This is a genomic window from Bradyrhizobium archetypum (assembly GCF_013114835.1).
Lineage (GTDB): Bacteria > Pseudomonadota > Alphaproteobacteria > Rhizobiales > Xanthobacteraceae > Bradyrhizobium > Bradyrhizobium archetypum.
In genome coordinates, this window is the sequence record NZ_JAAVLW010000004.1 from 490,605 (window position 1) to 510,415 (window position 19,811).

At 56.8% G+C, this 19,811-nt stretch carries 19 protein-coding genes; 6 read left to right on the forward strand and 13 right to left on the reverse strand.

Annotation, left to right across the window (positions count from 1 at the left end; all coding sequences use genetic code 11):
* Positions 1-79 precede the first annotated feature (79 nt).
* Positions 80-1,363 carry a polysaccharide biosynthesis/export family protein gene (locus tag HCN50_RS15050; protein ID WP_171710435.1) on the reverse strand — a complete coding sequence of 428 codons (1,284 nt, stop codon included), beginning with the start codon at positions 1,361-1,363 and terminating at the stop codon, positions 80-82.
* 306 nt (positions 1,364-1,669) lie between these two features.
* Positions 1,670-3,160 carry a lipopolysaccharide biosynthesis protein gene (locus tag HCN50_RS15055; RefSeq protein WP_171710436.1) on the reverse strand — a complete coding sequence of 497 codons (1,491 nt, stop codon included), beginning with the start codon at positions 3,158-3,160 and terminating at the stop codon, positions 1,670-1,672.
* Between the two features lie 186 nt (positions 3,161-3,346).
* Between HCN50_RS15055 and HCN50_RS15060 the strand changes: the two genes are divergently transcribed.
* From HCN50_RS15060 to HCN50_RS15070, 3 genes are all read left to right on the forward strand, one after another.
* Positions 3,347-4,348: a glycosyltransferase family 2 protein gene (locus HCN50_RS15060; RefSeq protein WP_171710437.1), complete on the forward strand. Its 1,002-nt coding sequence runs from the start codon at positions 3,347-3,349 to the stop codon at positions 4,346-4,348.
* Between the two features lie 59 nt (positions 4,349-4,407).
* A complete protein-coding gene (locus tag HCN50_RS15065; protein WP_171710438.1) occupies positions 4,408-5,238 on the forward strand; it encodes an FkbM family methyltransferase in 831 nt (276 codons plus the stop codon).
* A 1,073-nt stretch (positions 5,239-6,311) separates the two neighbouring features.
* Positions 6,312-7,049 (forward strand): methyltransferase domain-containing protein, encoded by a 738-nt coding sequence (locus HCN50_RS15070; protein ID WP_171710439.1) that lies wholly within the window; start codon positions 6,312-6,314, stop codon positions 7,047-7,049.
* A gap of 240 nt (positions 7,050-7,289) precedes the next feature.
* On the opposite strand, the gene HCN50_RS15075 is transcribed toward HCN50_RS15070, so the two are convergent.
* From HCN50_RS15075 to HCN50_RS15110, 8 genes are all read right to left on the reverse strand, one after another.
* On the reverse strand, positions 7,290-7,991 hold the full coding sequence (locus tag HCN50_RS15075) for an FkbM family methyltransferase (protein ID WP_171710440.1): 702 nt from the start codon (positions 7,989-7,991) through the stop codon (positions 7,290-7,292).
* 194 nt (positions 7,992-8,185) lie between these two features.
* A complete protein-coding gene (locus HCN50_RS15080; protein WP_171710441.1) occupies positions 8,186-9,511 on the reverse strand; it encodes a right-handed parallel beta-helix repeat-containing protein in 1,326 nt (441 codons plus the stop codon).
* Positions 9,512-9,851: 340 nt separating this feature from the next.
* Positions 9,852-10,964: a glycosyltransferase gene (locus tag HCN50_RS15085; protein WP_171710442.1), complete on the reverse strand. Its 1,113-nt coding sequence runs from the start codon at positions 10,962-10,964 to the stop codon at positions 9,852-9,854.
* 666 nt (positions 10,965-11,630) lie between these two features.
* Positions 11,631-12,776 (reverse strand): glycosyltransferase family 4 protein, encoded by a 1,146-nt coding sequence (locus tag HCN50_RS15090; protein WP_171710443.1) that lies wholly within the window; start codon positions 12,774-12,776, stop codon positions 11,631-11,633.
* 266 nt (positions 12,777-13,042) lie between these two features.
* Complete coding sequence (gene galE / locus HCN50_RS15095) at positions 13,043-14,053, reverse strand: UDP-glucose 4-epimerase GalE (RefSeq protein ID WP_171710444.1); 1,011 nt, start codon at positions 14,051-14,053, stop codon at positions 13,043-13,045.
* A gap of 662 nt (positions 14,054-14,715) precedes the next feature.
* Complete coding sequence (locus HCN50_RS15100) at positions 14,716-15,396, reverse strand: hypothetical protein (RefSeq protein ID WP_171710445.1); 681 nt, start codon at positions 15,394-15,396, stop codon at positions 14,716-14,718.
* A gap of 85 nt (positions 15,397-15,481) precedes the next feature.
* Positions 15,482-15,904 (reverse strand): hypothetical protein, encoded by a 423-nt coding sequence (locus HCN50_RS15105; protein ID WP_171710446.1) that lies wholly within the window; start codon positions 15,902-15,904, stop codon positions 15,482-15,484.
* 14 nt (positions 15,905-15,918) lie between these two features.
* Positions 15,919-16,140, reverse strand: a complete 222-nt coding sequence (locus tag HCN50_RS15110) for a hypothetical protein (RefSeq protein ID WP_171710447.1) — start codon at positions 16,138-16,140, stop codon at positions 15,919-15,921.
* Between the two features lie 355 nt (positions 16,141-16,495).
* On the opposite strand from HCN50_RS15110, the gene HCN50_RS15115 reads away from it, so the two are divergent.
* The gene (locus tag HCN50_RS15115; protein WP_171710448.1) at positions 16,496-16,939 is read left to right on the forward strand and encodes a YidB family protein; all 444 of its coding nucleotides are present in this window, start codon (positions 16,496-16,498) and stop codon (positions 16,937-16,939) included.
* 37 nt (positions 16,940-16,976) lie between these two features.
* Positions 16,977-17,240 (forward strand): GlsB/YeaQ/YmgE family stress response membrane protein, encoded by a 264-nt coding sequence (locus HCN50_RS15120; protein WP_171710449.1) that lies wholly within the window; start codon positions 16,977-16,979, stop codon positions 17,238-17,240.
* 247 nt (positions 17,241-17,487) lie between these two features.
* Here the strand turns inward: HCN50_RS15120 and HCN50_RS15125 are convergent, their stop codons facing one another.
* Both HCN50_RS15125 and HCN50_RS15130 read right to left on the reverse strand, forming a co-directional pair.
* Positions 17,488-17,700, reverse strand: coding sequence for a hypothetical protein (locus HCN50_RS15125; protein WP_171710450.1), 213 nt, complete (start codon positions 17,698-17,700; stop codon positions 17,488-17,490).
* A 237-nt stretch (positions 17,701-17,937) separates the two neighbouring features.
* Complete coding sequence (locus HCN50_RS15130; RefSeq protein ID WP_171710451.1) at positions 17,938-18,150, reverse strand: hypothetical protein; 213 nt, start codon at positions 18,148-18,150, stop codon at positions 17,938-17,940.
* A 280-nt stretch (positions 18,151-18,430) separates the two neighbouring features.
* Here HCN50_RS15130 and HCN50_RS15135 point away from each other — a divergent pair, with 280 nt between their 5' ends.
* Positions 18,431-18,640: a hypothetical protein gene (locus tag HCN50_RS15135; RefSeq protein WP_171710452.1), complete on the forward strand. Its 210-nt coding sequence runs from the start codon at positions 18,431-18,433 to the stop codon at positions 18,638-18,640.
* A gap of 100 nt (positions 18,641-18,740) precedes the next feature.
* Here the strand turns inward: HCN50_RS15135 and HCN50_RS15140 are convergent, their stop codons facing one another.
* Positions 18,741-19,811 (reverse strand): UDP-glucuronic acid decarboxylase family protein, encoded by a 1,071-nt coding sequence (locus HCN50_RS15140; protein WP_171710453.1) that lies wholly within the window; start codon positions 19,809-19,811, stop codon positions 18,741-18,743.

A 19,811-nucleotide genomic window follows, 5' to 3' on the forward strand; every position in this document is an offset into this window, starting at 1 on the left:
TTTTCGAATGCCTGCTCCTAGCTTCACTCGATCAAGAAGCTAAGGAGCTGGTTGGAAGCAACAGTAGCGGTTGCGGTACTCATTGCGCAGGCCCTGGGTTTTCCCCAGTTCGCAACGCCACCTCGACCACGTCCCCTGGCTGAAGCTCGGTATCTTCCTCAGCGATTAAGCGCTCCCGACCAGTAGGCCCGCTCCTAACGACGGCAATCTCCGGCTTTTCTCCGGACCCGCGTACGAACTGTGATCTGACCAGGGCCGTGTATTGAATCTTTTCTGCAACGCCTTGTAGCCTCGCTCTTATTTGATTGATCTTCACGCCAGCATCTTGGAGCTCGTTCAGTAGAGTGACCTTGCGCTGGTCATCGAGCCTTTCGAGCTGTCTTGCAGTATCCTGCCGTTGCCGCCGTTGAAACATCAGTTGCGCGGTTGTCTGCAGCTTGCGCGTCGAGGACAGCAAAAGGGCTCTACGAGCATCGGTCAGTCGCGGGGCCGTCACTGCGCCTTTCCCCAGAAGCTCAGTGATCCTCTGCAGATCCTGGCTATCTTCCTTTACCCCTTGCTCCTCCTGCTGCAGCTGATCGGATAGCACTGCAATCTGCGTGTCGCTCTGCTTAATGGCACTTTGAAGAAATGCCTTCTCTCGATCATATTCGCGCTGGCGGCTCTTCAATTTTTCGTCCTCCAGATGTGCGATTTGCAAAAGTACCGATGGAGCTATCGGAGCTTCGCGGAGGACTAACTGATCCGGATTATCCGTGTTTCCTAGCTCGGTTCGTAGACGCCAGACATGTGCCTGCTCTTTAGCGAATTCGGTCCATAGGGACTCATATTCGCTCCGAAAGTCAGATGACTCGAGGAATGGGTTACTGCTCGTCCTAAATCTCATGATCTCGTAGCCGCCTGAAAGGGCGACGGCCTGGCGTACGGTCATACGAGGGCGATAGGTCTGCTCACCTGGTTTGGACACATCGCCATTTACGTATATTGGCCTATATTCGACGACACCTACGGTCACCTGATCAGGCTCTATGACCGCGACGCTCTCGCGTCCATCCGACGCCCTTTGCCGAAATACTTTGGTCGGAAGGATGGCTTGAATCTTCGCCCGAACCTCCGATGGAGATAGACCGGAAACCGCGAAGGATCCGAGCAGGGGGTACGAAATACTTCCATCGAGTTGGACCGGAACACGCTGCCGCAATTCCGGTACGCCTAAGACTGATATCTCGATGACGTCACCAACGTCGAGGCGATATTCAGCCATAGCGGGCATGGCAAAACAAACAAGGGAAGCAAAAATAAGCGCCGCACCCCGTTCTTTACGGAGCCATGCTGTGCAAACACGCGAACGCAAAGAATTCATGGTACTTCCGCCATCGTAATAATGCAGGCAGAGGCATCATGATACGACTTGCGGGGCGCGCGTGCAACCAGCGTCCGCCAACATGGTCCTTTTGGAACCGAAGCCATCGAAGAAAATTGGTGTCACCGTTATTCTAGCCAAGTGCTGCGGTCGGCGTTCGGAGGGTGCGCGCCACAACCCACGGGCGACGAGACCCGCGACGCAGGTTGACGCTCTCTTGAGCACCGGAAGCGTTTGCTCGCCAAAGCGCAATCGCGCTCGGACGTCGCTTCGTTCAGTCCGAATCGATATCTCAAGGAGAAAAGTCTAGCGCCGCTCGACGAACAGCGTTGACGTCAGACTTGATATCAGAAAACGGGGATTCAAGAACGAACGGCCGTAAGCGAACGCTGCCCCGCAGGTCATGATGCCGGCGATCACCGCACCTGTAACCAGCAAGCGTGCAATTTGATTCCAATCTTGCGCGACGAAAACCCTCAGCACGAGTACCGCACCGACCGTAACCATCATCACAGCAAAACTCGGAAGCAAGGCCTTCGTGACATCGATCAGACGGATCGAGGTACCCTTTGTCGCGTACGCGAAGCTAGGAGGAAACAACAGGAGAGTTGCCGCGGCAAGTCCCACTGCGACGCCCATTGCACCCCAGGGAAGACCAAGAACGATGCACACGAGGAGGACTGTCGTTCTGACCGCCTCCCAAACAAGAGAGCGGCGCGCTTGCCCCTGCGAAAGCAATAACCAATCGATGGTGGCGGTGCCCACCTGTAGCGCTCCAACCGGCCCGAGCACCCTTAGGATGTCAGCCGCTTTAATCCACTGCGGACCGGCGACCAAATATACGACGTCATCGGCGCAGATCGCCAAACTGAACATTGGGGGGAGCGCTACAAACGTCACCATTCGAAGGAGCGTCGAATACCACCTTCTCAGTCGATCAGGGTCATCCCGGAGCCGGCTGAGAGCAGGGATCATGACGTAGCCGAGCGGCCATGCAGCGTGCACGAGCGGAAGATAAAACAGCCGGCTTGCCAACGCGTAGGCCCCCAGTTCGACGCTTCCAAAACGCCAGCCGACCAGAATGCTGTCGGTCTGCCGACCGGCCGAAGAAAGAAGAGTGAAGGCGAGATTATGACCTCCATAGCGCAGTAGCGCCTTTGTCGTCTGATCCCATTTGGCGCGGCCTGGCAGCCAACCCGACGAAAGCCAAGCCAAAATGGAATAAATTAGAGGATCAGCAAGGGCACGGACCGTCAGGGCCCAATAACCCGCGCCCATGAGCGCAAGAATGATGGCCGCAACCGACGAAACGGCCGACGCGATAATCTGAGCGCGCAACAGCACATCAAACTTCAACGCGCGGCGCAGCAATGCCAGCTGCACGGCGGTGAGCCCAGAAAAGACGAATACAAGACTCAAGACGGCCGCAACATGCGTCACCCGAGGATCGTGATAGAACAAGCCAAACAATGGCGAGGCCACCAGAAATATGAGCGCGAAAGCAAGGCCAGTCGCCAAATTGATCTGGAATACAGCCGAGGCGTGTCCCTCGGTCAACTGTTGCTCCTGAAGCACCGCAGTGCCCAGTCCTAGGTCGCTGAAAGTCATGGTCAGCCAGAGAAAGGATGTCGCCATGACGAACACGCCGAATTCGGCAGGGGTGATCAATCGAGCCAGGACAATCAGGACGCCAAATTGAAGAAGAAGATCTACGGCGCGCCCAGCAAGGTTCGTAACGCTTGCTCGACGGGCATCCCGCTTCAACCCTTGGTTTGAGATTTGAAAAAGCCGATGCATCCGGACCTCGGCAGTCAGGGCATTCCACTTAGTTTAAAATGGAGCGGGCATGCAGTGAAGGCTGTTTTCCAGACAGGTTCGGCGCGTGACTTTGAAGATGCATCATATATGGTTGAGGTAGAGCTCACAATATAGAGGAGCTCACACGATCTACACGTCAGCATTGGGCACCGGAAGGGCCAGCTCATGACCGCCGACACGTTTGCTGCTTTGGTCCCGCTCTACAACAAAGAACCTTATGTTGCGCGCGCGATCACTTCCATACTGGCACAGACCAGGCCAGTTGACGAAATCATCATCGTTGACGATGCCTCGACGGACGGCAGTATCGACCAGGTAACCGCGTTTCAAGATCCGAGACTGCGGCTGCTAAGACGAACCGATCCAAAGCAGAGAGGCCTTCCCGCGACTCGCAATCTCGGAATTCAATCTGCCACATCACGCTGGATTGCGCTTCTCGACGCCGATGACAGCTGGCATGGAGACTACATCGAGGAAATCGAAAAGCTGCTGACCCAAGCAACCGATCGTACGGGGATGCTCTTCACGGGCTTTGAGAACATCTGGTCTGACGGCATCGTAACGCAGGACTCATACAGCGCATCCTGCGACGACCAGCGCTTCACTCATCTGAGCCTTGACCGGTTTGTTTCCGATTGGCTGCGAATCGGCGGTTGCCCCGTGATACCATCCGCCGTCGTTCTTCGCCGCGACATGCTGTTGGAAGCGGGTCTGTTCAAGGAGTGCTGTCGCCGTGGTGAAGACAAGGAGATGTGGCTGCGGCTATTGTCCATCTCCGATGCGCTCGCATCGCCGCGCGTCTGCAGCTCATATTATCGAGCAATACCAGGCCAGATGCAGGATTCCGTTACTACCAACGCCCGCCACTGCGTGTGCGCCACTCTCGAGGACATGATAGCTCGAGCATCGGGAACACGCCGCCGTTTGCTCAAGCGGCTCTTCAACATGGAAGTATTCGAATACGCCCGCGGAGTCCAACAGCGGGAGCGCGTATCGCCCGAAATTTATCGTGGCTTCTTTGTCTCGGTCGAACCGCAGCGTTACTTTGTTTTGCTTTTGCTCTCGTACGTGCCCGTGCCAATACAGAAACTCATTCGGCGGTTTGTGCTTTGGACCAGCGGAGTGATCGGGCTTCCCAACCGAAGGATAGGAAGCCGGTTCCGTTAATCTACTGGCCGCTCGAATGTCCACGGGATGATGCGCGACTGCTTGGAGAGGCTGCACACATGGCCTATCAACCGGATCTGATTTTCGACATTGGACTGCATAGAGGCGAAGACACCGACTTCTATCTCAAGAAAGGTTTCCGGGTCGCCGCCTTCGAAGCGAACCCGGACCTCGTTGCCTACTGCAAGGCCCGTTTCCGGGATGCGATCGCAGAGGGACGGTTGCAAATAGTTGAGGGGGCTATCGCGCCTGAAATGGCCGGTGAGCGCCTCGCCTTCTACAAAAATCTGCAGAAATCCGTTTGGGGCACGATCGATGCAAGCTGGGCGGAGCGGAACGAAAAGATTGGAGCCAGATCGGTCAAAATCGAAGTCGCACGGGTAGATGTCGTTGAAGCCTTTCGGACCCTCGGAGTCCCTTTCTATTTGAAGGTGGACATCGAGGGCGCCGATCATCTGGTCTTGGACGGGCTGCACAGACTTAAGGATCGCCCGCGCTATATCTCGATCGAGGCGGAAGCGGTGGATCTCACGCGGCTCGTCGATCAACTGCAGGCTCTGCGGGACCTCGGTTATCACGGCTTTCAGCCGGTTCAGCAGGCTCGCATACCGCGGACACAAATTGTGACCAAGACCCTCGGCGGCGACTCCCTCGATTACGTCTTCGGAGACAGTGCGTCTGGGCCGTTTGGCGATGACCTTCCGGGGGCTTGGTTGAGCTACGACCAATGCCTGGGAGAGTATCGGAGAATTTTTACACGTTACCGTCTTTTCGGCGATAACTCGATTCTGTCGCGCTTGCCAGGCGGGAAGGAGATCACCCGGCTGCTAGGATGGGTGCGCGGAAAGCCAATGGTTGGTTGGTACGATACACACGCCAAGCTGGAATAGCCGCCCCGTAGAGTCTCGCCGCGTCTGGTGGTGCCACTAGCAAGGCCCGGCTCCAGCGATGTAATTTGGAAACGGGCGCGGAGCGGCCTGAACTCCGTCTTACTGCGGTTCCAGCGCATCAGGGACCACGGCCCGTTGGCGCGTTCCTTCGATTGACGTTTACGACTTTTGCAGTATGGTCTTCCTGGGCAAGTGTTATCTTCCTAGGAAGATTCAATGCGCTGTTGCGTCAGCGGCGCGCTATGGGGCCAGCCTGCAATACTTTACCTGCCGATGACGTGCCGCTTTTGGTAAATCATTTCGCGATCAAGCAGGAGGTGCCATCGCGCGGGCCGCCCAGTGTTCGTACCGTCCGACCCAGCGCTCGAGTCTCCAGACAACCCCGATGATGATCACAGGCGGTCCGATCTGAACGCCGGTGCTGATGTTGACCCTGTTGTCGGTGAATGAGCAGGGCCCGGCGTCAGCGCGGACGTAGACCGTGGACCGGCCGCTACGATCATATCGTTGAGCTGCCAGATGGATGCGGCGTTCTCCCGGCGATCGCCGTTCGCGTCGGCTACCGCCTGCCGACGCTGACATGATATACTGAATATACTGAGCATGCCGTCCGGGTGGTGGTTGGTTTAGCGATACCCCTGCGAGAAGCAGCTCTCGCGGGTCGCCAACCGGGGACAGATGCGCAAGTAGCAGAGCCCAACGGTTTAGGATCATCACGATGACTCAAATGCGCGTGCCGACCGCAGCAAGATCATCGCTCGCCGGGAATCCCGTCGCGACGTCGGCTCCTCGGTGAGAACGAGCTGCAATCGGAGAGATGGGGTCAAGGTGCGCACCAATCCCTTTTGAACGAGGATAGAATGACAATCAAACCACGCTCACTCGTGATTGGCGCTGCGACGTACGTTCCTGGGCTGCGAAACCTTACCGGGAGAAGAACGGGCGGCACGGTGTCCGCGAGGTATTGCTACTCTGTCTGGCTGCGCCACCTATGCATGCTGCACCGGCACGGTCTGCCGACGACTTTCACGACGGTGGTCGAGCTTGGTCCAGGCGACTCGCTCGGAGTCGGCTTGGCCGCGCTCCTGACCGGGGCAAAACGCTATATTGCGCTCGATGCCGTGCACTACGCTGATAGTGAACGCAACATTCGAATTCTGGAAGATTTGGCAGCACTGTTTCGGGATCGTGCGGCGATACCGGATCCGACGGAATTTCCTCACTTGCAGCCACCATTGCCATCATACGCCTTTCCAGGCGAATTTCTTACATCCGCGCGCCTGGAGGCCGAGCTCAGGCCTGCTCGCATCGACCTGATCCGGGCCGCCCTGGCCAATCCAGAAGCAAGTTCTCGTAACAACGGGCCGGTTTGTTACAACGCCCCCTGGACGGCGGGCATGGTTGAGGATGCGACAGTCGATCTCGTAATCTCGCAGGGTGTTCTCCAGTTCGTTCACAATCTCCCCGACATGTACAACCTGATGGCGAACTGGCTGAGACCAGGCGGGATCATGTCCCATGAGATCGCCTTTCAGTCGATCGGGATCACGACGGAATGGAACGGCCAGTGGTCATGCTCGGAGGCAATTTGGAGGCTGGCCGCGGGTCGTCGGAGGCATGTGACCAATCGCGAACCGCATTCAACCCACATCGCACTCATGCAAGAGGCTGGATGTCAGGTCGTGACCGATGAGCGCATTGTGCGAGATTCGGGTGTTCGTCGAGAGAACCTCGCGCCCCGCTTTCGCCATTTGACCGACCAGGATCTCGTGACGAGCAGCGCCCTTATACAGGCTGTGAAGTTGCCTTGAACGACCAGCGGCAGAAAATTGCTCTGCGTATCGGAGTCCCGCGTATCATGAGCAGGTGGTGGGCCTTTTCCGCTTCAGCGCCTATGTCGTTCCGCGACACCCGCGCCAGTCCTGGAGACAGCCGAATTCTGGCGGTGCCCCGTCCTATTGCCGTCTCTGGGGACCGCCGGTTCCAGCGCATCAAGGACCAAGGCGGTTCCGGCGTCCACTCGAAACGGGATTGTCTGTCGTTCACTCGACTCAGTTTGAGGGCAGCGTATGGTGGGCAAATGAAAACATGTGTTCCCCACGTTGCATGTAATCACGCGGATGGGTGCTGAGGCCCGAGAACACAGCGTGCCCAGTTCCACGCCAGCCACCTTGCCAGTCATGCAATTCAAATACGATCAAAGGGGTTTTCTCGATCCAGGCCAGATTGGAACGAAACATCTCAATCTCACTACCCTCGATATCGATCTTGATGAGGAGAGGAGCGCTATTTGGCTCGCCGCCCAAAAGACGGGGTACAGTGACGGTCCGCACTTCCCCAGAATTATGTTCGCTGGCCTCCCATGCCCATGGCTCGCTGCCCGCATTGACGAGCCGGACCTGCGTCTCGTGGTCCCATATGGCGGCATGAACCGGCTTCACGTTCGGATAAGGCTTAACGTTCAAACTCAGAATCTCGAAATTGTCGGACGCCGGCTCGATCGCGAAAATGCGAGCAGCTGGGAATTTTACCGCGAACCATAGCGTCGCCAAGCCGATATGTGCGCCGCAATCTATAATGACGGGAGTCAGGCCGCGCGCTATGGCACTTTCATAACATGCACGGACGGCGCGCTCATGCTCCGGCCACTGTGTTAGGCTGAACATCTGATCAATAAAAATCTGCTCCATCACGACCCAGTCGGTAGTCGCCGGGCGCAGCCGGATCGGATGTGGCAAGGTTGGGATTTGCATTTCTATCACCTTCCGGTCGCCGGACCTCATCAGCCTGGGCCACGCGAATAGGAAATATGCTACGGTCCCTTGCCAAGGGCCGAAGGAGTGGACGGCCTTCCACCAACGTTCGAGGTTTAGACGCATGAACATTTCGCCACTCCAATAGGAGCTGGCATACCCTTCCGAGACTTAGTGTCCCGTCCGGGAATGCATCAACGCCCATCAAACGGTTGCTCGACCCCTTCAATAAGAACTTTGGAGTTGAGGTCAACGAATGATAGCTTACCTGTGCTGCTGACTCGTGAGCCTGTGACGGTAATCGTCGAACCAACCGGCGGCTTTACCGCGTCGTTCGCATCTGTATGATACACGGTTACGCCGCGATTTTGGTCTGTGAAGCGGCAATTCTTCACGAGCACGTTGGCTCCCCAAGGGGCGGTAAGATGAACCGGCCTCTGAGTGCCGCCGTGCTGGATCGGATTTTCAGACACGCACTCCTGCATCACAACCTTCTTCTTGCCCCAGAGCTTGAAGTTGGCGGTGTTGCCATCGCTTCTGCAGCGCAGCAGGGTCAAGTTATTCGACTTGAGATCGAAGCCGGCGTCCGTGTTGCCGCTCGCGACACAATCTTCGAAGAGGATGTTGTGCGTGCCCAACTCGGTGGTAAAGCCATCGCCATTCCAGAAATCATCAGGCCCAAGCGTCTGTTGTGAGTTGCGCATGACGCAGCGACGGAAAATCACGTCATGCACATTGCCCGATAAATCCACTCCCTCCGCGAAGTTGTCGAAATCCTGGCGCATGCTGTCGGCGCGCACGTCTTCGATGACAACATTCGATGTATTTTGGTCGAGGCGGATGGCGGATTTCGAAAAGCCATCAACGGAAACACGCCTGATTTTAAGGTCGGTGACCGTGCACATCTTGTCGGGATCGCGCTCGAAGAAGCGCGTTACGTTCGCGGCGATGATATCTTCCAGTGTCAAGCCCGCTAGGTTTGCTTGGACCAAGAACGCTCCATTGCCGATATTCTGAAACTCCAGGAATGAAAAGTGGAGGTGATCTGCACCGGCCCAGAGCCGGAACACATCACTACCTTTATTCATCGCAGCAAAGTCTTCGCGAGTAGTGGGATACGGACTCGTGCGCGTGCCGATGATGCGGGCCTTGGCTGGCGCGCCGGCGCTATCGACACCCATCACCTTGACCGGCTTACCTGACACACCGCCACGCGAAATGGCGATTGGTTCAGCAATTGGATAAGGATCAGGGCCGGCCAGGATATGCACCGTGCCATCGGGACCGGCAAGCCGGATCATTTCGTTGATGTCGAGCAGCGTTGCAGCATTGTGCCAATCGGTTCCGGAACGATTGCCCGAGCCCATCGGACTGATGTGCCTGCGGCCCGCAAACGGCTTGCGTTCACGGTCTCGGAGTCTCTCATCGGCATCAGCTGATCGTTGGACAAGAGAGGGCAGCCATAGACTAGCCGCTACAGTGCTAAGTGCACCCCACCCCAGTGCGCGCTTGGTGAGCATCGATCTCCTCCACCATTCAACGAATGGTCAGCACTTGGCCTTAGGCCTAGTCGCGTCGGTATTATCGAGCAACGTGGAGAATACACCCAATGAGGTTATGAGCAGATCACGAAATCGTACAGGCGCTCATCAGAAATAGATTGCAGCGCTTCCTCGACGGAGGCCTGTCGCCTCGGCCGGTACATTTTTCGGTCGAGATACGACGCACCAAGAGCGTGCGTCGTGGAGGAGTCGTCTCAGAACTCAGCCAGGACGGCTCCCGATTCAGCCGAGAACATCGGCCCGCACAGCCTCAGATGAGCGGACCTTCGAGAGAAGGCCGGCCCACTATGATGCAAGATTAAAGGGAAGCACAAGACGCTATGGCCGACCTGTATTTGTCAACTGAACTACGTATTCCAAAATCCAGCGCACGTTGCTTGCCGCGTTGTGAGTACAATTCTCTAATGTCCTCACGGCTGGCGATACGGACCGCATCAGCTAGTGATTTCGCTGAGTTGACCGGGACCAAGATTCCGTGTTCTGCGAGTGTCACCTCCGTGGCTCGGGGCCCCAGTTGCCGCGTCAAAATCTCCATCGGGCCGGCGTCGCAATCAGTCGCCACAACTGGGCAGCCCAAGGCCATTGCCTCAATCAGCGCGTTCGGAAACCCCTCTGCATTCGATGAAGAAACGAACAGGCGCGCGGCTTTAACAATCGGGTACGGGTTCTGCACGTAACCCGGCAAGAAAACACGTTCGCTCAATCCGAGCTTCGATATGAGCGTCTCTAACTCGCTGCGTTCGCTACCCTCACCGAGAATAACCAAATTCTCGGTAATGCCAGACGACCAATACGATTCAATCAGCAGCCGAAAATTCTTGTTAGAAACCAGGCGCCCCATACCAACTATGTACTGTTTTGGAAGTCTTATGCTGGGTGCCTCTGATGCTCTCTCACAAATCCGCGCGGTATCGATGGGGTTATAGATTACGCGAACGTTCGCCTCGGGGACACCAAATTTGGTAACCAGCTCAGCCTTGACCCCTTCTGATACGGCGATCACCTGGTCTGCATATCGATACGTGAGCCGCACAATTGCCTTGTTGATCGCGGCGCTGATGCCCGTCCCAAAATGGCTGGTCGTGTGAACACGTTCACTGATTATGCATGGACTACTGAGAATCTTGGACGAGATGACATTTGCGCAGTTCGCCCGATTCAGAAAGCTCAATGTTAAGGCAGGGGTCAACTCTCTCAAAAGTCGGCCAAGCAAAACAGTGCTTGAGAACATCCCGAATTTGGCGTCGAGAATATGTTTTCGCACATAAGACGGCACAGCGTGCCGCTCTTCTTCGACGTCGAGAAGCACAAGATGGACGGTATATTGCCGAAGATCATCCTGCAGGTACGCCAGCAAATCGGTTAAGGCACGCTCTGCCCCACCGGCGGTGAGCGAATTAATGACGAACACTATGTTTCTAGGAGTGGACGGCATCGATCGCCCCACTGAGTAGCGCGATTGGAATATTAGCTTAGGGCTTTCCACGGCGCTAGGGCCCTGGTGCCGGCCAGACGACTCGCGTCTGTCAGCTCAGCCGCGAGAAGGTGTGATCTCCGTTTGGCCTACTCGAGTCCAGGCGCTGCTTTTGCACGGCATTGCCCGTGAGCGTGGCCTGGGCCAGTTGCCCAACGCAGGGCTTCGTTGGAAGGCGACGGTTGTCTAGCGCTCGAAAATGGCATCAACCACCGTCCTCAAGGGCGGAGAGTTACATTGGTTCTCGAAAATCGGCACTGAGATCGCAGATGGGCAACGGCGGTTGAAAGGAACTAGCAAGCGCAACCAGCCGTTTCAAACTTTTGAGGGCTGCAGCACTGAGCAGGTTTCCCGAAAGTACCTAATAACCTTGTCATCGACCGAGCGCTCGTTGTAGCGCCAAACTAGGTTCGTTACGGAGGCATGCCAGCATCGACAGAACGATATCGTCGAGACGGCTAAACGAGTCTGCTGGCGTCCCCGTGAAGCCCGAGGAGGCTGGATTACATCACCGGCTGCGGGTAGAGCGCTTGCCAAGCCGTCTCAATTCTCTGTAGACCTAAGAGGGTGTTTGCGGATCAGGTTCATCCCCGCCTCGACAATCTATGCGGTTTGGGCGAGGAGGGGGAGCCGCGAGCGAATGACGGCCGCTATCCTCCTTGCAACTGCGTGCCAGTTGTACTCGTCTACTGCAATCCTCCGCCCCGCGCTCCCTAATCGCTGACAATGGCCCGGCCGGCCAACAAGCCTCAGCAGTGCGGCGGTCAATTCGTCTACATTGTCGGGCGGCACTAGATATCCCGTTTCACCTTCGCGCACGAAATCAGGTGTTGCACCTATTGATGTTGCAACAACAGGGAGCCCAGCTGTCATTGCCTCAATATAGGCGTTGCCGAACGGCTCGCGTCGGGATGGCATGCAGAAAATCGATGCCCGCTCATAATAAGACGCCAAGGTGGCGAGCGGCTGTCGGCCAACTATCTCAATTCCGTCACTTGCTACATTGGGCGAGCATCCGACAATGATCAACCGCGCCTCAGGCCGCATGACTTTGATGCGGCGAAACGCCTCCACGAGGACCGGCCCGCCCTTGCGCTCCCACTCGACGCCCACAAACAAAATCGTCTGACCGTCGTACAGCCGGTTCACCGGGTCGCAATGAAGCTCAACATTGCTCCCGGCCCCGACGCAATGAATGTTCTCACCTGCAACTCCGTACTGTTCCTCGAGCGAGCGAGCCACATTTGTGCTCCAAACAAACATCGTGTCCGCATTGAGATAAATGGTCCTTTCATGATCAACGAATGACGGCTGAATATCGACCCATCGCTGCCAGCCGGGATAGTGCATGTTCTCAAGCATGGTGTGATCAGTGTAGACGAAATGCGGTAGGCTGCCGGCCGACCCGTCGAAGAGAGATTGCATCTGGAACGTGAAGCGGTAATCGCCACTCCTGACACGCTGAGAGACCAGCTGCTTCACCCAATGCTGAAACAGCGGAGTACGATAGAGTGCGAGCAGGAGTTTTTGCCGGTTGCCAAAAAGCGACGAGCCGCCATTCCAAACCGCAGCCGTGCATATCGATGCCAACCGGAACGGATGCCGTTTCAGCTCGGACCTGACATCAAGTACGTTCATGTCAAGTTCGGGGAATAGCGGCGCGAGTGCGGCCGCCAAGCGGCTATTCGCAAACGGCCTCGGGGCCGGCGTTAGGAACAGAAAACGAGGCCTAGCCACGACCTTGTTCATCGCCTCACCTCTTCTAACAGACGCTTCATGGCTTCGACAAAGTCGCGGTACCCAGCCAGATTGATGAGCAGGCCGCGTCAGGGGCTGCAAAGCGGTACGCATCCGGTGAGGACCGCGGCGTCTTCGGGCAGGGCAGCGGCCGCTGGCCTCGATCAGGCGCGGATAGGCGACGCCCGGTTCGGGAATCGAGGAGACGCTCGAGCCTGATGCTGTGCTTCCAGCAGTCGCCGAAGTCGTATACTGCCGCTTATAAGGTGCCAGAAATTTCATAGTTCTGCACGGTCGAATTTCTGTCGATTGCCTCGAGCCAGAATTTCTTCCCAAGCAAGGGCATCAGCAACGATCCGGTCCAGGTCGGCATATTTTGGCTGCCAATCAAACTCTCGGTACGCAAGGTCTGAATTAGCGACCACTGCAGACGCATCGCCAGCGCGGCGGGTGCAAAGCTGTACGTCAAAGTCCCGACCCGCCATTTTCTTGACGCTGTCAATTACCTCGAAGACCGAATAACCGCGTCCGTAACCGCAGTTTGCGGTGAGATTGCTGCCACCTCGGCGTAAGCGCGCGAGGGCTAGGCGGTGTACGGCTGCGAGATCGCTGACATGAATATAGTCGCGAATACAGGTGCCATCGGGCGTAGGGTAGTCCGTACCAAATACAGTCATGGCAGGGCGTTTGCCGGTAGCTGTTTCGCATGCGACCTTGATCAAATGAGTCGCGCCCTCTGTCGACTGTCCTGTCCGGCCGCGCGGATCGGAACCAGACACGTTGAAGTATCGCAGCGTGGTATAGGTGAAGCCATGGGCTGCGGACGCATCGCGAAGCATCCACTCGGTCATCAGTTTCGATCGACCATAAGGCGATTCAGGATTTGTCGAGGCGTCTTCTGCAATCGGTGCCTCGCCCTGGTTGCCGTACACCGCAGCAGTCGATGAAAAAATAACGTGCCGAATGTTCCCTTCGATGATCGTCTCAAGGAGAGCACGTGTCTTGCAGGTGTTGTTTTCATAATACGCCAGCGGCATGGCCACCGACTCCGGCACGACGATCGAGCCAGCAAAATGCATAACCGCGTCGATCTCGTGATCGCGGAAAAGCGATTTCACCAAGGAAGCGTCGGCAATGTCGCCGATAACAAGCTTCGCTTCAGGCGCAACCGCCCACTCGAAGCCGGTGGAGAGCCGATCAAGGACGATTACATCCTCGCCACTATCAAGGAGCTCCCACACCATGTGGCTACCGATGTAGCCGGCACCGCCTGTCACCAAGACCGCCATGACAATACCTCAGAAGATTAGACCGTCTTGCGGCATGTGACCTCATGATCCAAATCGCAATCAACAGCACAATCGGTGCAACAATGAGAAAGAAAAACGGTCGATCTTGTTGGCCGTTCCAAAAGCGGTCTGAGTATTATAGGCGGCCATCCCACGGATGCCATCATGGATTGAGAGCCATTCAACCGATTGCGACTTTGAAGCCTCAGGCCAAGTACCATCCTGGGCTCCACGATAGCTGCCAGATGTCCGCAATAGCCTTGAGGGCGGGGGGATTCACGCCCAATATGAGAGTAGCCGCTATGGATGGTGGTCCGTTCTCGAATATTCTGAACCCGGGCACTTGGGTGCTGATGGGCAGAGCAGGCCTGTTTTTCGCTAGGAACATGTCGTTCTCTGCCCTATTCTATGGTCACAGTAAGAGATGGTCATGAGGAGTCTCTTGCGTGTCAGCGCGCGGACCATCGCAGCGGCCGAAGAAAATCGGTTCACTTCGAGTGTTCGTCCTCGAAGTCGATCGCAGGCCAACGCTTGCCTTTGAAGCACTTGACCTTGCAGAGGCGCAGGATATTTGCCGGGACGCCGACCTACGGACCGATCTTATTGCGCTCACATCGAACGGCGCTCCGGTCTGCTCGCCAAATTCAGCGCTGGTCCCCCGACTAGCAGCAAAAGAGGAGATCGCAGCGTTCCAGCATGCGGTCGGGCAGGCTCCGGCATCTGACATGCCGACAATGGCATTCCTGATCAAGATCGATGGTGTCGTGGTCGTAACAGTCGGTCCGGAGTAAGCCCGAGATCGTCATCTTCGAATTTGCCTGAAGGACGCCGATCAAGATCTTTCCTTCGTCTAGATTTTGCACTTTCGGGATTCCGCCAAAGGGAATCCCGCCTTTTGCGGAGCGGTCTGTTTGATTCGACGGGACAGAAGAAACGGGTTCAGCGCGCGCGGGGACTGAGGGCAAAGTGAGCGCTGAGGCCGATTGGACCAATGCACAATCCTGGGCATGCCATCTGCGGCGCGGCATCCAGAATCCGGAGCGAGCATGGCTCCAGCCAAAGGCAGCTAAGGTCGTTTCCAGCTTGAAAAGCTCGAAAACCGATACGAAACCGCTCCGATCGACGTCGTCAAACCAGAAGCGCGCCGGCAGGCCTATCCCGCTGAAGGCAGGGCTATCCCGCCGAAGGAGAAGCCTGCCTCCAGCAGCGTCGTCGAGCTCACGGAGGCGCTGCGTCGGAGCGTCGGCAAGGAGCGGGCGGCCGAAGGCAGGTTGCAAAAAGAAGGAGGTCGCCGTCGGACAAAAGGAGATGCGGCTGCTGATTGCAGGCAAGAAGCCGGCCAAGGAAACGGGCGCGAAAAACCCGCCGCAAAAACCAAGCGCAAGTCAGCATAAGTGATTCCGCACAGCAACAACGCGTTCGACGTGGTCAGCCGAGAGGTCGGACTTGTCTGAAATGGAAACCGTTCGGAGTGAACCTCCTGGCCACGGCGCGCGCCTCGCGTTCGCATGTTTCCAGCGCGATCTTCTGGGCGAGCATAACGTCTCCGATCGGCAGAGCGCCGATCGGCATGAAACACAACCCCTCCTGCAGGCAACCTCTGTCGTCTATCTCGCACACGTTCACCGAGGCCCCGGCATGGATCCTGTATCGCTTTCCGCTGTCGCTTCCGACGACATCAAAGTAGCCCTTCCTGCCGAACTGCTCCCGCTGGCTCGGCGACAGCCATTTTCGCAACAGGCCCAGCGACCGGCCTTCCGGCGTGCCCTCGGCGCCGTGGCTGATGAATAGAGCTCGCGTCGCTCTCTTGCGGGAGCGGCTACCTGGCGGCACCGGTCGAAAGCCGAACATGGCAGAAAGGCCGGCTACCCGCCGACCAGCCTGGGGAAGAAAACGGTCTCTTCCGCGTTCGGGTCGAACGATCGGATCTGGCGGACCTGACCTGGACCGGTCCGGACCGCCGCGGTGAAGCCGACCTTCGTCAGCTCGTAGAACCGCTGCTCCGCCTTCGCCAGTTCTTTTGCGTCTTGGGAGTTGAAGTGATGACGGCTGTCGCCGGTGCGGTCCATCACGATTTGGATTGCCATGATCGCCTCCTCGGATCGCTGTGATAGCCAAGGACCTCGATCCAGTATCGGCCCGAAGTCGTGTTCTTTCAAGAGAAGAACGTTCCACGGCGGGTGCGCTCGGGAGGACCGGCCCTCTGGACAAGCACGCTTCCGGACGTCGCGCTCCTCCGCGCTCGGCAAGATCGCTGGCATTCCGGTTGAGGCGAGGGGGCAGCGACCGTCGGGGGAGGCGTCCTGATTGTGATGCGTGGGGTAGAGAAAGAAGATCAAGTGGGGCCTTGTGGAAACCCGTCGCTTCTCGCGGCTGGCCGTACTTTTGGAACACAACCGATCTGCGGGAGTTGCATGGACCTGCAACGGATAGGAGCCGAAAATGAGCCGCGGAATGCCTTCAATGACTGCACTTCTCGGGCTACTCGCGATTGCCGGATACCAGAACCGCGACAAATTGGCAGAATTGCTCAAGGGAGCCGGTAATAGTTCGGCGGGTTCGCAGCCGTCGGGCGGTTTGCTTGCCAATTTGGGCGGGATGCTAGGCGGCGCCGGAGCTGGCGGCCTGCTGAGCGGAGGCATTGGCGAATTGCTCGAACGTTTCAAACAAAATGGTCATGGTGAAACGGCTCAATCGTGGATCAATTCTGGTCCCAACAAGGACATCTCGCCTCCGCAACTGAAGCAGGCAATCGGATCGGACGTTCTCGAAAAGCTCGAACAACAGACCGGACTTTCGCAAGAAGAGCTCCTTGCGAGACTCTCTCGCGAGTTGCCCACTGCCGTTGATAAATACACACCGGAAGGACGTCTACCCGCTGCTTGATTTCTAGAACGCATCACTAACGGAAAGGAACATTGAGATGAGCATCCTTTGGACGATCATCATTGGCTTCATCGCTGGCGTAATAGCCAAATTTATTATGCCGGGGGACAATGAACCGTCGGGTTTTATCCTCACGACCATTCTGGGAATCGTGGGCGCCTTCGTGGCCAGCTACTTAGGCCAAGCTCTGGGATGGTACCGGCCCGGCGAAGGCGCTGGATTGATCGGTGCCGTGGTGGGCGCAATCATCGTGCTCTTTGTGTACGGATTGTTCGCAGGTCGACAACGGAGCGCGCTCTGAGGCCGCCCATCAGGCACTGCAGCCCATGCGTGTCCTCATGGGATTGCAGCCATGAGACAACCGAAACTAAGGGGCCAGCAGAAGCCGATCGTTGATCCAGTGACGACAAATCCGCAGGAACGCTCACTGAGACTGTCGTGAAAGCTGCAGCGAAACGCGCAAAGACGGCGATAGCAAAGCGGCTGCCTGCGCCGGGTGGCGCGCCGCTTTCGGCTGTCCAGGTTCACAAAGCGAGTGTCCCGGCAAGCTATGCGGTTTTTTGCTTTGTTAATTCTTTGAGCGCGCTATCCGCGACCGTCCTTAATCCGCTAAGCGTGACGTTTCCCTTGCTCGCACTAAGCTTCAACTGGCGAGCAATGAAACGGCGATGTTCGTGGTCGCCTCCGTGAGGAAATACGCGGCAAGTTTCTTCGAGAACGAAATTCATATTCGCGATAGTGCGTTGATCCAATTTAGCCATGGCGCGACCTCCTCGGGCGCTCGAGGCCAACTTACCTCTTTTGCGGTTGCTTTTCATGGGAAAGTACAGGCGCTCCACCAATCGTTTCCACTCCAAAGTTCTGCGGCGTGGCCCGCCATCTGCTTTGCCCATACGATCGAATTCTCTTCCGTGTCGCAGACGAATGCTCGGGAGCTCTCGAACGGATCGTTGGAACCTATGGCGCGATATTTTGCCACCTGCTCTGAATACCTGCTTCTATCTTGTCGGGCTATTCGGCGCCCTCAGGCCGGGCGAGCGCAGCAACTCGCTCACTTCATAAGCGGCTTCAACCTGTATAGCTTTTCTTTCGACTGCATCGCGCACACGTCCACGCGGAAGCATATTGGCCTGCTCGCGCAGGCGCTTCGCTTCGTCGGCAAGACGCTCTTCTAAGCATTGAGTTTGTTTGAAACGGCGGCGCTTCTGCATGCGCTGCTCCAATCCGTGAGAGGGGGCGGGACCGCAACGGGCGTTCTCATCACCGAGAGATACCAATAGCCGGGCGGTGACGGTAAACGTTACCAGCCGTGCCCGCTCAGTCTGTCCGGTAGGAGACTCACTCAAGCTAAATCTTAATGCTATCAATGAGTTGCTGACAAGTTAGGCTGGTTTGGCAGCTGAACAGTGTAAGACCCCTAATTAGTCAGGAACGTTATTGACGCTTTGTACTTCTAATGAGTAGGTTTTCCCCATCACGCCGGAGGGGACCATGGGTGTACTCAACCGAGCAGAACGCCTTCAGATCATGTTGAACCCAGCCGAATTGAAGCTGGTCGACAATTGGCGGTTCTCGAAGCGCATGCCGAGCCGCGCATCAGCGGTGCGAGAATTACTCAAACGTGGACTGATGGCCGAGGGTTTCGAAGTAGCGGAAGATGGCGCTCACTCAAAGGATTTCGGCTTAAGCTCGGCTGAGTAGTAAGGCGCAAAAATCAGTCCATTTAACGATTGGCAGGATATCCTTCGGGCGGTGCCCGCTTCGTCAATGGGCATACTGATAAAGTCAGAGGCGGACCAGCTTACTGTTGACTTGCAAGGGACAGCCGCCCACGACCTTGCGGTCGTCGCGCCTGGCTTTGGCTAGGCACCATCGCGAACTCGGGCGTAGCGGTGCGAAGCGCAAAATAGGCGATCGTGGCTTGCAGTCCGTCCTTGAGAGCTACGCGAGGCTGCCAGCCGAGCTTACGCAGCGCCGTTTCAATCACTGGTTTGCGCCGCTTGGGATCGTCCTTGGGCAAGGGTTCGAAGCACAGTGGAGACGTGGATTTGGTATGGGTCAGAACTTCCCGTGCGATCTCTTCGATGGTGACCTCGTGCGGATTACCTAGATTGCACGGACCGGTAACTGAAGCCGGGCTCTCCATCAGCAGTTCCAAGCCGCGGATCAGATCATCCACAAAACAGAAGCTTCGCGTCTGCGTCCCGTTACCATAAACGGTGACCGGTTCACCGCGTAATGCCTGGACAATAAAGTTCGAAACGACGCGCCCGTCATTTTCCAACATTCTCGGTCCATAGGTATTGAAGATGCGAGCGACTTTCACCTCCAGCCCATGAAGGCGGAAATAATCAAACATCAGTGTCTCGGCAGCCCGCTTGCCTTCGTCATAACAAGCCCGTGGTCCGATAGGATTGACGTTACCGAAATAGGATTCAGGCTGCGGATGAATTTCCGGATCACCGTAAATCTCGCTGGTGGAGGCTTGGAGAACCCGAGACGATTTCTGACGGGCGAGTTCGAGTACGTTCATGGTGCCGACGACACAGGTTCTCATCGTTCCGATAGGATCACGCTGGTAGTGACGCGGCGAGGCGGGACATGCCAGATTATAGATCCGGTCGATATCCGCGTCGATCGCGAGCGGCTCGCGCACGTCGCCTTCGACGAATGTGAAATTCGGATGATTCACTAAAGGCCGAACATTGTGTATCGATCCGGAGAACAGGTTGTCCAGACAGATAACCTGGTCGCCGCGCTGCAGCAACGCATCGCAGAGATGTGAGCCGATAAAGCCAGCTCCTCCCGTTACGAGAGTCCGGTGCGCCCGCCGCGCGCGGGCCGAACCTTTGATGGGCGATTGAATGGTCAT

Coding starts and splice junctions, on each gene's coding strand:
- HCN50_RS15115 (WP_171710448.1), top strand. CDS start 16,496: ATGAGCCGCGGAATGCCTTCAATGACTGCACTTCTCGGGCTACTCGCG.
- HCN50_RS15140 (WP_171710453.1), bottom strand. CDS start 19,811: ATGACCATTCAATCGCCCATCAAAGGTTCGGCCCGCGCGCGGCGGGCG.
- HCN50_RS15080 (WP_171710441.1), bottom strand. CDS start 9,511: ATGCTCACCAAGCGCGCACTGGGGTGGGGTGCACTTAGCACTGTAGCG.
- HCN50_RS15110 (WP_171710447.1), bottom strand. CDS start 16,140: ATGGCAATCCAAATCGTGATGGACCGCACCGGCGACAGCCGTCATCAC.
- HCN50_RS15130 (WP_171710451.1), bottom strand. CDS start 18,150: ATGCAGAAGCGCCGCCGTTTCAAACAAACTCAATGCTTAGAAGAGCGT.
- HCN50_RS15055 (WP_171710436.1), bottom strand. CDS start 3,160: ATGCATCGGCTTTTTCAAATCTCAAACCAAGGGTTGAAGCGGGATGCC.
- HCN50_RS15050 (WP_171710435.1), bottom strand. CDS start 1,363: ATGAATTCTTTGCGTTCGCGTGTTTGCACAGCATGGCTCCGTAAAGAA.
- HCN50_RS15090 (WP_171710443.1), bottom strand. CDS start 12,776: ATGAACAAGGTCGTGGCTAGGCCTCGTTTTCTGTTCCTAACGCCGGCC.
- HCN50_RS15135 (WP_171710452.1), top strand. CDS start 18,431: ATGGGTGTACTCAACCGAGCAGAACGCCTTCAGATCATGTTGAACCCA.
- HCN50_RS15060 (WP_171710437.1), top strand. CDS start 3,347: ATGACCGCCGACACGTTTGCTGCTTTGGTCCCGCTCTACAACAAAGAA.
- galE (WP_171710444.1), bottom strand. CDS start 14,053: ATGGCGGTCTTGGTGACAGGCGGTGCCGGCTACATCGGTAGCCACATG.
- HCN50_RS15075 (WP_171710440.1), bottom strand. CDS start 7,991: ATGCAAATCCCAACCTTGCCACATCCGATCCGGCTGCGCCCGGCGACT.
- HCN50_RS15125 (WP_171710450.1), bottom strand. CDS start 17,700: ATGGCTAAATTGGATCAACGCACTATCGCGAATATGAATTTCGTTCTC.
- HCN50_RS15120 (WP_171710449.1), top strand. CDS start 16,977: ATGAGCATCCTTTGGACGATCATCATTGGCTTCATCGCTGGCGTAATA.
- HCN50_RS15105 (WP_171710446.1), bottom strand. CDS start 15,904: ATGTTCGGCTTTCGACCGGTGCCGCCAGGTAGCCGCTCCCGCAAGAGA.
- HCN50_RS15065 (WP_171710438.1), top strand. CDS start 4,408: ATGGCCTATCAACCGGATCTGATTTTCGACATTGGACTGCATAGAGGC.